A 14,451-nucleotide genomic window follows, 5' to 3' on the forward strand; every position below is an offset into this window, starting at 1 on the left:
GGGTTTCATGCCGATACCCGGGACACCCAGCCGCGCCGAGCTCCTCGAGCACCTTGTGAAGACCCGCATCGCGGGCGACGTCGCCACCCCGCGCGAGAACAACCTCTCCCACTACCGACAGCTCTCGAACGGCGTCCGCAACTACTGGCTCGGACTGGAACTCGGCGACCGGTGGACCGACGAGCAGGACGTGCTCGCGGTGATGGCGGAGCGGGTGGGGGTGAACGACGACCCCGAGTACCGGTACGGCCAGGACACCATCGACCCCGAGCTGACGGTGGGCGGCCTGGAGCGGATGGCGGCCCGGCTGCGCAAGGCGGCCGAGGGGCAGCAGCGGGTGCTGTTCGCGACCGGCCACCCGGGCGGCCTGCTCGACGTGCACCGCGCCACGGCCGCCGCACTGCGCAAAGCCGGCTGCGAGATCGTCGTGATCCCGGAGGGCCTGCAGACCGACGAGGGCTACGTCTGGCAGCTCGCGGACGTGGCGGTCCTGGAGCACGGCGCCACCCTGTGGCACACGCACTCCGGCGAGCCGATGAAGGCCATCCTCACGGCACTCGAGGAGCAGGGCCGCCCGCTGCCGGACCTGGTAGTCGCCGACCACGGCTGGGCGGGCTACGCCGGCCAGCACGGCGTCGACTCCGTCGGCTACGCCGACTGCAACGACCCGGCACTCTTCCTCGCCGAGGCCGAGGGCACCGTACAGGTGACGGTCCCCCTCGACGACCATGTGCCGAGCCCGCGCCACTACGACCCGATGACGGCGTATCTGCTGGCGGAGGCGGGCCTGCAGTGACCCCCGGTCAATGATCATGTTCCGGCCAAGCGAAGGCAAGATCACCGCAAAGCCTTGAGCGGCATACCGGAATCAAAGAGGGCATATCTTCCGCTATTTCATCCCCCTCGGTGTTCGCAGTCGTTATTTTCGACGCGGCCCTGACACGACCGATCCAGGGCCGCACCTCGGCCTGACCCGCCGGGGCGCACAACCGAACACAAAACGGGAGAAAAAATGCGGAAGCTGGCAGTGGGCGCCTTTGCGGCGGCCCTCTTCGCCACGGGGGCAGGAACCGCTTTTGCCGCCTCTTGGCACACCATTCCGACGCTCAGCACCGGTGGGGCGGAGTTCAACTCGGGGCATTACACGTTCTGGCCCGCGAGCAAGAACCACGGTGGCTTCGAGTGGTACGGCAACCTCAATGACACCGACCACGGAGACGGGCACAACGTCTACATGCAGGTGAAGATCGAGGGCTACGACTGGAACCGTTACAACGGCAAGCAGAAGGCGTCGGTTCCTCTCGACTACATCAACTGGACCGGTGACGAGCAGTATGTCGAGGACGCGCACATACGTGTCTGCCGGGACAGGGGTTCGTTCCACCCTGACAACTGCTCCGTGACCAAGGAGTACAAGCGGTAGCAGACGCCGCACCGGCGAGATCCCGGGCCCAGGTGCGAACCTGGGCCCACCCGCTTCTTGGGGGAAGTCATCACTACGTCAGAAATCCTCTCCGCCACGGGAGTCGACCTCTCCTACGGCAACCAACCGGCCGTCCGCGACGCCCACCTCTCCCTCGCCCGCGGAGAAGTCGCCGCGGTCACCGGCCAGAGCGGCTCGGGCAAGTCATCGCTGCTCTACTGCCTGGCCGGCGTACTCCCTGCCACCCGCGGGCAGGTGCGCTTCGAGGGCCGGAATCTCGGCGACCTCGACGACGAGGAGATGAGCGCGCTGCGGCGGGAGCGCTTCGGATTCGTCTTCCAGTACGGCGAGTTGCTGCCCGAGCTGACCATCGAGGAGAACGCCGCCCTGCCGCTGCGCCTCGCCGGGCAGCGCAAGAAGCCCGCGCTGGCGGCGGCCGGTACGGTCCTGGACCGGCTGGGCCTCGGTGAGTTGCGTGAGCGCCGTCCCTCGCAGGTGTCGGGCGGTCAGAATCAGCGCGTGGCGGTGGCCCGCGCCCTGGTGCACCGTCCGGCCGTCGTTTTCGCGGACGAACCGACGGGGTCGCTGGACAGCGGCAATGCCTCCACCGTGCTGAAGGAGTTCCTGGACCTCGCCCGTTCCCAGGGCACCGCCGTCGTGCTGGTCACGCACGATCAGGCCGTCGCCGCGCAGGCCGACACCCACTACACGATGGCCGACGGCGTGCTCACTCCGCGGGGTGCGGCGTGAGGGAGTTCCTGCTCGGTCTGCGCCTGCTGTTCGGCGCCGGACGCGGCAACCGCGTCCGTTTCTTCCTGATGGCGGCCGGCGGGTCGCTCGGCGTCTGCTGCCTCGCCCTCGTCCTCACCATCCCGGCGATCCTCGACGCGCACGACGGACGGGCCGCCGCTCGGGAACCGAAGGCCACGTCGCGTCTCCAGGCGAATGCGACGCTCGTCCTCAAGCGGACGGATCCACATGGCTCCACGCCGTTCACCAGGGTCTTCATCGCCAAGGGCAGCAAAGGCGCCCAGCTTCCTCCGCCCGGCCTGAGTGAACTGCCGGGCCCCGGCGAGGTGTTCGTCTCCCCGCGCCTGCACGACCTGCTGCGTTCCGAGCCCCCGCTCAAAGGGCTGCTGCCGGGCCTTGAGAAGGGCCTGATCGGCAAGTCCGGCCTCACCGACCCCGACGAGCTGTATGCCTACGTCGGAACCACCCGCGACAAGGTCGCCCACGACAGCGACACAGGGACGCTGAAGTCTTTCGGCTACAGCTACGCCGCCACCCCCGCCGTGGACCCCTCCACGCTCACCAACCTGCGCTTCGCCCTGGCCACCCTGGTTCTGCTGCCGCTGGCCGTCTTCCTCTCCGTCTGCGCCCGGCTGTCCGCCGCAACCCGCAACCGCCGTCTCGCGTCTCTGCGGCTGCTGGGCCTGAGCACCAAGGGCACCCAGCGGGTGAACGCGGCCGAGACCGTGGTCGCAGCCCTGCTCGGCGCGGTCCTGGGCCTGGGCGAGTACTGGGTTCTCAATCAGGTGATGTCCCGCACCGGTCTGCCCGCCCTGCGCTGGTACCCGGCCGACGGTGCGCTGTCCTGGAGCACGGTCGCCGTCTGCCTGATCGGCAGCCCGGCACTGGCCTGGTTCGTCGGCCGGGCCAGTGCCCGGGGCGCGGCCGCCAATCCACTCGCGGTGCGGCGTACAGCCGTCGCGAAGCCGCCGAAGGTGTGGGGAGCCCTGGTGCTGGCCACGGGCCTTGGCATCGTCACAGGATTCTGTGCGACCGGCCTCACCAGCCATCCCCTCTCCGACACGGGCCCGTACGGCGTCCTTCTCATGGCCGGGCTGCTGTTCACCGGCACAGGGCTGGTGCTGACCCTGCCGTGGCTCTCGTATCTCCTCGCCCGCAAGGTGGCCCGAACCACCCAGTCCCTGACCCTCAGCCTGGCGATGCGCCGCAACGAAGTGGAACCGGGCAGCACCATGCGGGTCGTCACCGGTCTGGTGCTGCTCGTCTTCGCCGCTTCGCTCGCCCAGGGTGTGCTGATCGAGTTCGAGGAGGTCAGCAAGCCGAGCAGCCCCACTCAGGACTACTCCATATCGTTGTCGGCGATCAATGGACGGCAGCAGCGCCAACTCACCGATGTACCTGGCGTACGTGCGCATGCTCTGACCATGGACTCCTGGGTCGATCCGAACCACGACGGCCCCGACTTCCAGACCCAGGTCACCGCTCTGGTCGCCACCTGCACCCAGCTCGCCGAGTTCGTACGGCACTCCGAAGGGTGCGTGGACGGCAAGGTGCTGCGGCTCGTCAACCCCAATTCCAGCTCCGACCCGGGCGTTCACGTCGGGGCCTCCTTCCCCTACCGCTTCCGGCAGGACGGCCACCGCAGGACGTTGAACATCACGCTTCCGTCCGCAAAGGTCACGTACAGCGCGTACGAGCCGTCCGCAGCCGGTACCGCGGAGGTCCTCATCCCGCCGTCCGCCCTGCCCGCCTCGGTCCGCCCCGACTCGGCCCAGTACATCCTCACCAGCAGCTCCGACCGCCATGTCGTCCGGAAGGTCCTCGACGGCATCGGAGGCGTCGCGCCGACGGCCTCCGTCGACCCGATCGGCGTCAATGTCGACTCGCTCCAGCAGATCGCGGTGATCGAGACCCTGCTGGTCCTCGGCATGATCATGGGCATGGTCATCGGCGTGGCGGCATTCCTGGTCTCCGTCACCGACCGAGCAGTAGAGCGCCGCCCTCAAGTCACCGCGATCACCCTGATCGGCGCTCGGGCGAGAACCCTGCGCGCGGTCCAGAGCACCCAAGTCGTGCTGCCACTGGCCATCGGCCTCGCCCTGGCCCTGGTGACCGGCAAGCTGGCCGAGTCCAGCTACCTCATCGGCGGCGGCGGCGCGATCTTCTGGGACTTCTCCGGCATCCCGGTCCTGGCGTGTGCCGCACTGGGGGTGGTGGCCGTCGCCACGATCGGGACGCTTCCCCTGGTCGGCCGCCGCATCGACCCGGAACTCATCCGCCGGGACTGAATCCCACTGGCCGGTCCAACACCGTCGATCGATCCGGGGGCGCGCTCCACACGGGCGAGCCCCCGTACGACGTCCACGACGACGTGACGGCGGCCGGCGAGGCGTGCGAGCGGCTCGAAGAGCGGCGCGGTCACGTGCGGGGCGCGCTCCGGCCGGAACAAGTGCCCGGCGGGCTCGGCGAGCAGTTCGGCACGGTGTCCGCCGCCTCGGAGAGGCGTATCAACCGTGTTGGCGCGGGACCCGGACCAGACCTTCCTGGATCACCGAGATGGCCAGCCGGCCGTCCTGCGTGTAGATCCGCGCCTGGCCGAGCCCGCGGCCGCCGTGGCTCGTGGGCGACTCCTGGTCGTAGAGCAGCCATTCGTCGGCGCGGAAGGGCCGGTGGAACCACATGGCGTGGTCGAGCGAGGCGCCGACCACGTCGCCGACGGCCCAGCCGCCCCGGCCGTGCGCGAGCAGGATCGAGTCGAGCAGGGTCATGTCGGAGACGTACGTGGCGAGGACGACGTGCAGCAGCGGGTCGTCGTCCAGCTTGCCGTTGGTGCGGAACCACACCTGGGAGTGCGGCTCGCGCGGCTCGCCGAACTTGCCGTACGGGGGCTCCTCGACATAGCGCAGGTCGACGGCCTCCCGTGCCTCCAGGAACTTCTCCACGACCTCGGGCGCGATGTGGTCGTAGCCGCGCAGTCGCTCCTGGGATGTGGGCAGCGTGGCCGGGTCGGGCGCGGGCGGCATCGGGGTCTGGTGGTCGAGGCCGTCCTCGTGGACCTGGAAGGACGCCGACAGCGCGAAGATCGGCCTGCCGTGCTGGACCGCGATCGCCCGGCGGGTGGTGAAGGAGCGGCCGTCACGGATGCGTTCGACCGTGTACACGATGGGCGCGCCCGGGTCCCCGGGACGCAGGAAGTACGCGTGCAGGGAGTGGGCGTGCCGGTCCGCGGGGACCGTGCGCCCCGCGGCGACCAGCGCCTGGGCCGCGACCTGTCCGCCGAAGACGCGGGGGACGACGGCGGACCGGGACTGGCCGCGGAAGATGTTCTCCTCGATCTGCTCGAGGTCGAGCAGATCGAGGAGACCCTGTAGTGCCTGGCTCATGGCAGACAGTTGTACCCGCCAGTGATTTCTAGGGGTTTCCCGGGTCTTACAGGCCCATGTCCTTGGCGATGATCGTCTTCATGATCTCGCTGGTGCCGCCGTAGATGCGGTTGACGCGGTTGTCCGCGTACAGACGGGCGATCGGGTACTCGTTCATGAAGCCGTAGCCGCCGTGCAGCTGGAGGCAGCGGTCGATGACGCGGTGGGCGACCTCGGTGCAGAACAGCTTGGCGGAGGCGGCCTCGGCGGGCGTCAGCTCACCGGCGTCGAGGGCCTCAAGGGCGCGGTCGGCGACGGCCTCGGCGGCGTCCACCTCGGCCTGGCAGGCGGCCAGCTCGAACTTGGTGTTCTGGAAGGCGGCGACGGGCTTGCCGAAGACGGTGCGCTCCTGGACGTACTCCTTGGCGAACCGCACGGCGGCCTTGGCCTGCGCGTAGGCGCCGAAGGCGATGCCCCAGCGCTCGGAGGCGAGGTTGTGGCCCAGGTAGTAGAAGCCCTTGTTCTCCTCGCCGAGCAGGTCCTCGACCGGGACCTTCACGTCGACGAACGCCAGCTCGGCGGTGTCCGAGGTCTTCAGGCCCAGCTTGTCCAGCTTGCGGCCGATGGAGTAGCCCTCGGACTTGGTGTCCACGGCGAACAGGGAGATGCCGAAGCGGCGGTCCTCGGCGGTGGGCGCCGAGGTGCGGGCGCAGACGATCACACGGTCGGCGTGGACGCCACCGGTGATGAAGGTCTTGGCGCCGTTGAGGACGTAGTGCGTGCCGTCCTCGGAGAGCTTGGCGGTGGTCTTCATGCCCGCGAGGTCGGAGCCGGTGCCCGGCTCGGTCATCGCGAGGGCCCACATCTCCTCGCCGGAGACGAACTTCGGCAGGAAGCGCTTCTTCTGCTCGTCGGTGGCGAGCATCTTGATGTACGGCAGGCCGAGCAGCACGTGCACACCGGAGCCGCCGAACTGCACGCCCGCGCGCGCGGTCTCCTCGTACATCACGGCCTCGAACTTGTACGAGTCGATGCCGGCGCCGCCGTACTCCTCGTCCACGCGGATGCCGAAGATGCCGAGCTCGGCCAGCTTGTAGTAGAAGTCGCGCGGCGCCTGGCCGGCGGCGAACCACTCGTCGTAGACCGGGACGACCTCGGCCTCGATGAAGGCGCGCAGGGTCTCCCGGAACGCCTCGTGGTCCTCGTTGAACACCGTACGGCGCACCGCCGCCACCTCCACCTGGTCCTTGGGTCCATGTCTAAGCGCTTGCTCAGAACACCAAGGTACCGGCGGGTAAGGAGAGGCGTCCAGAGGTGATCCCGTAACGCTCGTCACTCCGCCGCGGCCGCCGCGAAGGCCCCCCGCGCCATCCGGTGCAGCAGCTCCGCCGTCGCCCCGCGGCCCGGGAGCGAGCCGGGGCGGCCCAGGTGCGGGGTCGAGTTCAGGAGGCCGAAGACCGAGTGCACGGCGGAGCGGGCGGCGGGTTCCGCGATGCCCGGATAGACCTTCCGCAGCACCTCCACCCACAGCTCGACGTACTGCCGCTGGAGCTGGCGCACCAGCTTGCGGTCGCTGTCCCGGAGGCGGTCCAGCTCGCGGTCGTGCAGGGTGATCAGGGGGCGGTCGTCGAGCGCGAAGTCGATGTGCCCTTCGATGAGCGAGTCGAGGACCGCGTCCGCGTCACCCCCGTCCGCCTCCGCCAGGCGCCGCTTGGCACCGGTCAGCAGCTGGCCGCTGATGCCCACCAGCAGCTCCGCGAGCATCGCGTCCTTGCCCGCGAAGTGGCGGTAGAGGCCGGGGCCGCTGATGCCGACGGCGGCTCCTATCTCGTCGACTCCGACCCCGTGGAAACCGCGCTCGGCGAACAGCCGCGCGGCCTCCTTGAGGATCTGCTCGCGGCGGGTGGGGGCGTCGGTTCTGGTGGCCATGAAGGTAATTCTAGACAGGGAGGTTAGCGGTCGTTAACCTGAAGGAAATGGTTAACGCTCATTAACAGTCGACCACTGGGTGAGGGGACCGCAGGATGCACGAGGCACCGGAGCTGACGAGCGCGGCAGACCCCGCGTCGGAGGCCTGGCGGGCCAACGAGGCGGCGCACCGCGCGCTCGTCGAGGAGCTGCGCGGCAAGCTGGCCGCGGCGCGGCTCGGCGGCGGCGAGAAGGCGCGGGCCAGGCACACCGCGCGCGGGAAGCTGCTGCCGAGGGACCGGGTGGACACACTGCTCGACCCGGGCTCACCGTTCCTGGAGCTGGCGCCTTTGGCGGCCGACGGGATGTACGAGGGGGCCGCCCCGGCCGCCGGGGTCATCGCGGGCATCGGGCGGGTCAGCGGGCGTGAGTGCGTGGTCGTCGCCAACGACGCCACCGTCAAGGGCGGGACGTACTACCCGATGACGGTGAAGAAGCACCTGCGCGCCCAGGAGGTGGCCCTGGAGAACCGCCTGCCGTGCATCTACCTGGTCGACTCCGGGGGCGCCTTCCTGCCCATGCAGGACGAGGTCTTCCCGGACCGTGAGCACTTCGGGCGGATCTTCTACAACCAGGCCCGGATGTCCGGGGCCGGGATCCCGCAGATCGCCGCGGTCCTCGGGTCCTGCACGGCCGGCGGGGCGTATGTCCCGGCGATGAGCGACGAGGCGGTCATCGTCCGCGGCCAGGGGACCATCTTCCTGGGCGGGCCTCCCCTGGTGAAGGCCGCCACCGGCGAAGTGGTGACCGCCGAGGAGCTCGGCGGCGGCGAGGTGCACTCCCGGGTCTCCGGTGTGACGGACCACCTGGCTCAGGACGACGCGCACGCGCTCAGGATCGTGCGGAACATCGCCGCCACGCTGCCCGCGCGCGGGCCGCTGCCCTGGGAGGTCACGGCGGCCGTGGAGCCCAAGGTGGATCCGTACGGCCTGTACGGCGCGGTGCCGGTCGATCCCCGCACCCCGTACGACGTCCGCGAGATCATCGCGCGCGTGGTCGACGGCTCCCGTTTCGCCGAGTTCAAGGCGGAGTTCGGGCAGACCCTGGTCACCGGCTTCGCCCGGATCCACGGCCATCCGGTCGGGATCGTCGCCAACAACGGCATCCTGTTCTCCGAGTCCGCCCAGAAGGGCGCCCACTTCATCGAGCTGTGCGACCAGCGCGGCATCCCGCTGCTGTTCCTTCAGAACATCTCCGGCTTCATGGTCGGCAAGGACTACGAGGCGGGCGGCATCGCCAAGCACGGCGCGAAGATGGTCACCGCCGTGGCCTGCACGCGCGTACCGAAGCTGACGGTCGTGGTCGGCGGCTCGTACGGCGCGGGCAACTACTCGATGTGCGGACGGGCCTACTCCCCCCGCTTCCTGTGGATGTGGCCCGGCGCCAAGATCTCCGTCATGGGCGGCGAACAGGCCGCCTCCGTCCTCGCGACCGTCAAGCGGGACCAGCTGGAGGCCCAGGGCCAGGACTGGCCGACGGAGGACGAGGAGGCCTTCAAGGCACCGATCCGGCAGCAGTACGAGCGCCAGGGCAACGCCTACTACGCCACCGCCCGTCTCTGGGACGACGGCGTGATCGACCCGCTGGAGACCCGCCAGGTGCTGGGTCTCGCGCTGACCGCCTGTGCCAACGCGCCGCTGGGTGAGCCCCGGTTCGGCGTCTTCCGGATGTGAGGAGGGGACCCATGTTCGACACAGTGCTCGTGGCCAACCGGGGCGAGATCGCCGTCCGCGTGATCCGTACGCTCCGCTCGCTGGGCGTGCGCTCGGTGGCCGTCTTCTCCGACGCCGACGCCGACGCACGGCACGTCCGCGAGGCCGACACGGCGGTACGGATCGGCCCGGCGCCCGCGGCGGAGAGCTATCTGTCGGTGGAGCGGCTGCTGGAGGCCGCCGCCCGCACCGGCGCGCAGGCGGTGCACCCGGGATACGGCTTCCTCGCGGAGAACGCCGGCTTCGCGCGCGCGTGCGCCGACGCCGGGCTCGTCTTCATCGGGCCGCCCGCCGAGGCCATCTCCCTCATGGGCGACAAGATCCGCGCCAAGGAGACGGTGAAGGCGGCCGGGGTGCCGGTCGTGCCCGGCTCCAGCGGCAGCGGGCTCTCCGACGCCGAACTCGCGGGCGCCGCCCGGGAGATCGGGATGCCGGTGCTGCTGAAGCCGTCGGCCGGCGGTGGTGGCAAGGGCATGCGGCTGGTGCGGGACGCGGAGCGGCTGGCGGACGAGATCGCCGCCGCCCGCCGCGAGGCCCGCGCCTCCTTCGGCGACGACACGCTCCTCGTGGAGCGCTGGGTGGACCGGCCCCGGCACATCGAGATCCAGGTCCTGGCGGACGGCCACGGGAACGTGGTGCACCTCGGCGAGCGCGAGTGCTCGCTGCAGCGCCGGCACCAGAAGATCATCGAGGAGGCGCCCAGCGTGCTCCTCGACGAGGAGACCCGGGCGGCGATGGGCGAGGCGGCGGTCCAGGCGGCCCGCTCGTGCGGGTACCGCGGCGCGGGCACGGTGGAGTTCATCGTGCCGGGCGGGGACCCCTCCTCGTACTACTTCATGGAGATGAACACCCGCCTCCAGGTCGAGCACCCGGTCACCGAGCTGATCACAGGACTCGACCTGGTGGAGTGGCAGCTGCGGGTGGCGGCGGGTGAGCAACTGCCGTACAAGCAGGGCGACATCACACTGACCGGGCACGCGATCGAAGCACGCGTGTGTGCCGAAGACCCCGCGCGAGGGTTCCTTCCCTCCGGTGGCACCGTGCTGCTGCTGCGCGAGCCGCAGGGCGACGGCATCCGCACCGACTCCGGGCTCAGCGAGGGCACTCAGGTCGGTTCGCTGTACGACCCGATGCTGTCCAAGGTGATCGCGTACGGGCCGGACCGGGAGACGGCGATCCGCAGGCTGCGGGCCGCCCTCGCGGAGACGGTGACGCTGGGCGTGCACACCAACGCCGGGTTCCTGCGGCGGCTGCTGGCCCATCCGGCCGTCGTCGCGGGCGAGTTGGACACCGGGCTTGTGGAGCGGGAGGTGGACGGCCTCGTCCCCACCGACGTGCCGGAGGAGGTGTACGAGGCGGCGGCGGCCGTACGGCTGGAGGCCCTGGAGCCGCGCGGGGAGGGCTGGACCGACCCGTTCTCGGTGCCGAGCGGATGGCGTCTGGGCGGGGCGCCGAAGCCCCTCGGCTTCCACCTCCGGGTGCAGGACCCCGTGGAGTACGTGCCACGCGGCAGCCACACCCTCACCGACGACACCGTGTCCGTCACCCTCGACGGCGTCCGCCACACCTTCCACCGCGCCGCCGACTGGATCGGCCGCGACGGCGACGCCTGGCACGTGCGCGACCACGACCCGGTCGCCGCCTCCCTCACCGGCGCGCGGCATGCGGGTGCCGACTCACTCACCGCCCCCATGCCCGGCACGGTCACGGTGGTGAAGGTCGCCGTCGGTGACGAGGTGAGCGCCGGACAGAGTCTGCTGGTCGTCGAGGCGATGAAGATGGAGCACGTCATCTCCGCCCCGCACGCCGGCACGGTCGCCGAACTGGACGTCACCCCGGGCACGACGGTCGCCATGGACCAGGTGCTCGCGGTCATCACGCCGGCCGAGGAGGAGAAATGACGCTGCCCATGGTCGTACCTGCCCCGGACCTGCCCTCCCGCGTCCGCATCCACGAGGTCGGCGCCCGTGACGGCCTGCAGAACGAGAAGTCGACGGTGCCGACTCAGGTGAAGGCGGAGTTCGTCCGCCGCCTGGCCGACGCGGGGCTCACGACGATCGAGGCGACCAGCTTCGTACATCCGAAGTGGGTGCCCCAACTCGCCGATGCCGAGCAGCTGTTCCCGCAGATCAGCGATCTCCCGGTGGACCTGCCGGTCCTCGTGCCCAACGAACGCGGCCTGGATCGCGCCCTGGCGCTCGGCGCCGGTCGTGTCGCGGTGTTCGCCAGCGCCACCGAGTCCTTCGCCAAGGCCAACCTCAACCGCACCCTGGACGAGGCGCTGGCCATGTTCGAGCCGGTGGTGGCCCGTGCCAAGTCCCAGCAGGTCCATGTCCGCGGCTATCTCTCCATGTGCTTCGGCGACCCCTGGGAGGGTGCGGTCCCGGTCCCCCAGGTCGTCCGTGTCGCCAGGGCCCTGCTGGACATGGGCTGCGACGAGCTGAGCCTGGGCGACACGATCGGGGTCGCGACACCGGGCCACGTACGCGCCCTGCTGACCGAACTGGACGTCCCCGTCGAGCAGGTCGGTGTCCACTTCCACGACACCTACGGCCAGGCCCTCGCCAACACCCTGGCCGCCCTCCAGCACGGCGTCACCACCGTCGACGCCTCCGCCGGCGGGCTCGGCGGCTGCCCGTACGCCAAGTCCGCCACCGGCAATCTCGCCACCGAAGACCTCGTGTGGATGCTTCAGGGTCTCGGCATCGACACCGGAGTCGACCTCGGCCGCCTCGTCGCCACCAGCGTGTGGATGGCCGAACAACTGGGCCGGCCCAGCCCGTCCCGCACCGTCCGAGCCCTCTCCCACCAGGAGCAGTGATCACAGCCATGGACTACCGACTCTCACCCGAGCTGGAGGAACTCCGCCGCACCGTCGAGGAGTTCGCACACGACGTCGTGGCGCCCAAGATCGGCGAGTTCTACGAGCACCACGAGTTCCCTTACGAGATCGTCCGCGAGATGGGCCGCATGGGCCTGTTCGGTCTGCCGTTCCCGGAGGAGTACGGCGGCATGGGCGGCGACTACCTGGCGCTGGGCGTGGCGCTGGAGGAGCTGGCACGCGTGGACTCGTCCGTGGCCATCACCCTGGAGGCCGGGGTCTCCCTGGGCGCCATGCCGGTCCATCTCTTCGGCACCGAGGAGCAGAAGCAGCAGTGGCTGCCCCGCCTGTGCTCGGGCGAGATCCTCGGCGCCTTCGGTCTCACGGAGCCGGACGGCGGCAGCGACGCCGGAGCCACCCGTACCACGGCCCGTCTGGACGAGGAGACGGACGAATGGGTGATCAACGGCACCAAGTGCTTCATCACCAACTCGGGCACGGACATCACGGGATTGGTCACGGTCACGGCGGTGACCGGCCGCAAGCCCGACGGCAAGCCCCTGATCTCCTCGATCATCGTCCCGTCCGGCACCCCGGGCTTCACGGTGGCGGCCCCGTACTCGAAGGTCGGCTGGAACGCCTCGGACACCCGTGAGCTGTCCTTCTCGGACGTCCGCGTCCCGGCCGCCAACCTGCTGGGCGAGCTGGGCCGCGGTTACGCCCAGTTCCTGCGCATCCTCGACGAGGGCCGGATCGCCATCGCCGCGCTCGCGACCGGCCTGGCTCAGGGCTGCGTGGACGAATCCGTGAAGTACGCGAAGGAGCGGCAGGCCTTCGGCCGTCCCATCGGCTCCAACCAGGCCATCCAGTTCAAGATCGCCGACATGGAGATGAAGGCCCACACCGCCCGTCTCGCCTGGCGCGACGCGGCCGCCCGTCTCGTGAGCGGCGCCCCCTTCAAGAAGGAGGCCGCGCTCGCGAAGCTCTACTCCTCCACCATCGCCGTCGACAACGCGCGGGAGGCCACTCAGATCCACGGCGGCTACGGGTTCATGAACGAGTATCCGGTGGCGCGGATGTGGCGCGACTCCAAGATCCTGGAGATCGGTGAGGGCACCAGCGAGGTCCAGCGGATGCTGATCGCACGGGAGTTGGGACTGGTGGGCTGACCGCGGCCGTCGCGTCGCGGCCCCTGTTCACAGGCTGCTGACAGGCTCGGGACCGGAGCGCCCGCACCCTGGACATCGAGTGAGGTTAGGCTAACCTACATTCCACGTTGTCCGGCGGGCGTTCCGCCCCGTTCGAAAGCAGCCACAGCATGTCCAACGCCAGAGCCACCCACCTGACCCGACGCGGCATCCTCGCCGCGGGCGGCGCCCTCGGCCTCGGAGCCGTGCTCGCGGCCTGCGGCGACGACGACGCGAAAAGCGGCGGCTCCGGCAACGGGACGACCGCCGCCAAGTCCGGCCCCTGGTCCTTCAAGGACGACCGCGGCACCACGGTGAAGCTGGACGAAGTGCCCGCGAACATCGTCGCGTTCACCGGTGTCGCCGCCGCTCTCCACGACTACGGCATCAGCGTCAAGGGCGTCTTCGGCCCGACGAAGACCGCGGACGGCAAGCCCGATGTCCAGGCCGGCGACATGGACATCAGCAAGGTCACGATCCTCGGCAACGTCTGGGACCAGTTCAACGTCGAGAAGTACGCGGCGCTCGCGCCCGACCTGCTCATCTCCACGATGTTCGACGACGCCGGCACGCTCTGGTACGTCCCCGAGGCCTCCAAGGACAAGATCGCCAAGCTGGCCCCCAGCGTCGGCATCTCCGTCTACGACCGCCAGCTGACCGGGCCGCTGCAGCGCATGTGGGCGCTCGCGGAGTCGCTCGGCGCGGACATGAGGACGGCCAAGGTCACCGAGGCGAAGCAGAAGTTCGAGGCGGCCGCCGCCCGGCTGCGCAAGGCCGCGAAGGCCAAGCCCGACATCAAGGTGATGGCCGGTTCCGCGAGCGACGCGCTCTTCTACGTGTCCGGCACGAACCTCTCGATCGACCTGGAGTACTTCAAGGCGCTCGGCGTGAACTTCGTCGAGCCGCCGGAGAAGGCGAAGGCCAAGGGCGGGGGCTGGTTCGAGTCGCTGAGCTGGGAGAACGTCGACAAGTACAAGGCTGACGTCATCATGATGGACGACCGGTCCTCGACCATTCAGCCGGCCGACATCACCAAGGCGACCTGGAAGAAGCTGCCGGCGGTGAAGGCGGGGCAGGTCATCTCTCGGTCGCCCGAGCCGATCTTGTCTTACGACAAGTGCACGCCGCTGCTCACGAATCTCGCCGAGGCGCTGGAGAACGCCAAGAAGGTCAGTTGACGTTTGAGGCCGTGGGTATCTGCGGGTCCATTGTGGCTGGTCGCGCCCAC

At 69.9% G+C, this 14,451-nt stretch carries 12 protein-coding genes; 9 read left to right on the plus strand and 3 right to left on the minus strand.

Annotated features, from left to right (window positions below; all coding sequences use genetic code 11):
* Positions 1-7: 7 nt before the first annotated feature.
* The 4 genes from ABT254_RS26990 to ABT254_RS27005 all read left to right on the plus strand — a co-directional run bounded on the left by ABT254_RS26990 (position 8) and on the right by ABT254_RS27005 (position 4,461).
* A complete protein-coding gene (locus ABT254_RS26990) occupies positions 8-796 on the plus strand; it encodes a phosphatase (protein ID WP_351475100.1) in 789 nt (262 codons plus the stop codon).
* Between the two features lie 216 nt (positions 797-1,012).
* The gene (locus ABT254_RS26995) at positions 1,013-1,423 is read left to right on the plus strand and encodes a hypothetical protein (RefSeq protein WP_351475102.1); all 411 of its coding nucleotides are present in this window, start codon (positions 1,013-1,015) and stop codon (positions 1,421-1,423) included.
* 57 nt (positions 1,424-1,480) lie between these two features.
* On the plus strand, positions 1,481-2,173 hold the full coding sequence (locus tag ABT254_RS27000) for an ABC transporter ATP-binding protein (protein ID WP_351475105.1): 693 nt from the start codon (positions 1,481-1,483) through the stop codon (positions 2,171-2,173).
* On the plus strand, positions 2,170-4,461 hold the full coding sequence (locus ABT254_RS27005; protein ID WP_351475108.1) for an FtsX-like permease family protein: 2,292 nt from the start codon (positions 2,170-2,172) through the stop codon (positions 4,459-4,461). The genes ABT254_RS27000 and ABT254_RS27005 overlap by 4 nt, the downstream gene beginning before the upstream one ends.
* A gap of 219 nt (positions 4,462-4,680) precedes the next feature.
* Here the strand turns inward: ABT254_RS27005 and ABT254_RS27010 are convergent, their stop codons facing one another.
* From ABT254_RS27010 to ABT254_RS27020, 3 genes are all read right to left on the minus strand, one after another.
* On the minus strand, positions 4,681-5,556 hold the full coding sequence (locus tag ABT254_RS27010) for an acyl-CoA thioesterase (RefSeq protein WP_351475111.1): 876 nt from the start codon (positions 5,554-5,556) through the stop codon (positions 4,681-4,683).
* Positions 5,557-5,602: 46 nt separating this feature from the next.
* Complete coding sequence (locus ABT254_RS27015) at positions 5,603-6,760, minus strand: acyl-CoA dehydrogenase family protein (RefSeq protein ID WP_344402751.1); 1,158 nt, start codon at positions 6,758-6,760, stop codon at positions 5,603-5,605.
* Between the two features lie 107 nt (positions 6,761-6,867).
* Positions 6,868-7,464 (minus strand): SACE_7040 family transcriptional regulator, encoded by a 597-nt coding sequence (locus tag ABT254_RS27020; RefSeq protein ID WP_351475115.1) that lies wholly within the window; start codon positions 7,462-7,464, stop codon positions 6,868-6,870.
* A gap of 95 nt (positions 7,465-7,559) precedes the next feature.
* Between ABT254_RS27020 and ABT254_RS27025 the strand changes: the two genes are divergently transcribed.
* From ABT254_RS27025 to ABT254_RS27045, 5 genes are all read left to right on the plus strand, one after another.
* On the plus strand, positions 7,560-9,176 hold the full coding sequence (locus ABT254_RS27025; RefSeq protein WP_351475118.1) for a carboxyl transferase domain-containing protein: 1,617 nt from the start codon (positions 7,560-7,562) through the stop codon (positions 9,174-9,176).
* Between the two features lie 11 nt (positions 9,177-9,187).
* A complete protein-coding gene (locus ABT254_RS27030; protein WP_351475121.1) occupies positions 9,188-11,116 on the plus strand; it encodes an acetyl/propionyl/methylcrotonyl-CoA carboxylase subunit alpha in 1,929 nt (642 codons plus the stop codon).
* Entirely contained in the window at positions 11,113-12,036 is a 924-nt protein-coding gene (locus tag ABT254_RS27035) for a hydroxymethylglutaryl-CoA lyase (protein WP_351475123.1), read from the plus strand. The genes ABT254_RS27030 and ABT254_RS27035 overlap by 4 nt, the downstream gene beginning before the upstream one ends.
* 8 nt (positions 12,037-12,044) lie before the next feature.
* Positions 12,045-13,205, plus strand: a complete 1,161-nt coding sequence (locus tag ABT254_RS27040) for an acyl-CoA dehydrogenase family protein (RefSeq protein ID WP_351475125.1) — start codon at positions 12,045-12,047, stop codon at positions 13,203-13,205.
* Between the two features lie 149 nt (positions 13,206-13,354).
* Entirely contained in the window at positions 13,355-14,401 is a 1,047-nt protein-coding gene (locus ABT254_RS27045) for an ABC transporter substrate-binding protein (RefSeq protein WP_351475128.1), read from the plus strand.
* The last annotated feature ends 50 nt before the right edge of the window (positions 14,402-14,451 follow it).

The organism is Streptomyces sp. NPDC001137 (assembly GCF_040298885.1).
GTDB lineage: Bacteria > Actinomycetota > Actinomycetes > Streptomycetales > Streptomycetaceae > Streptomyces.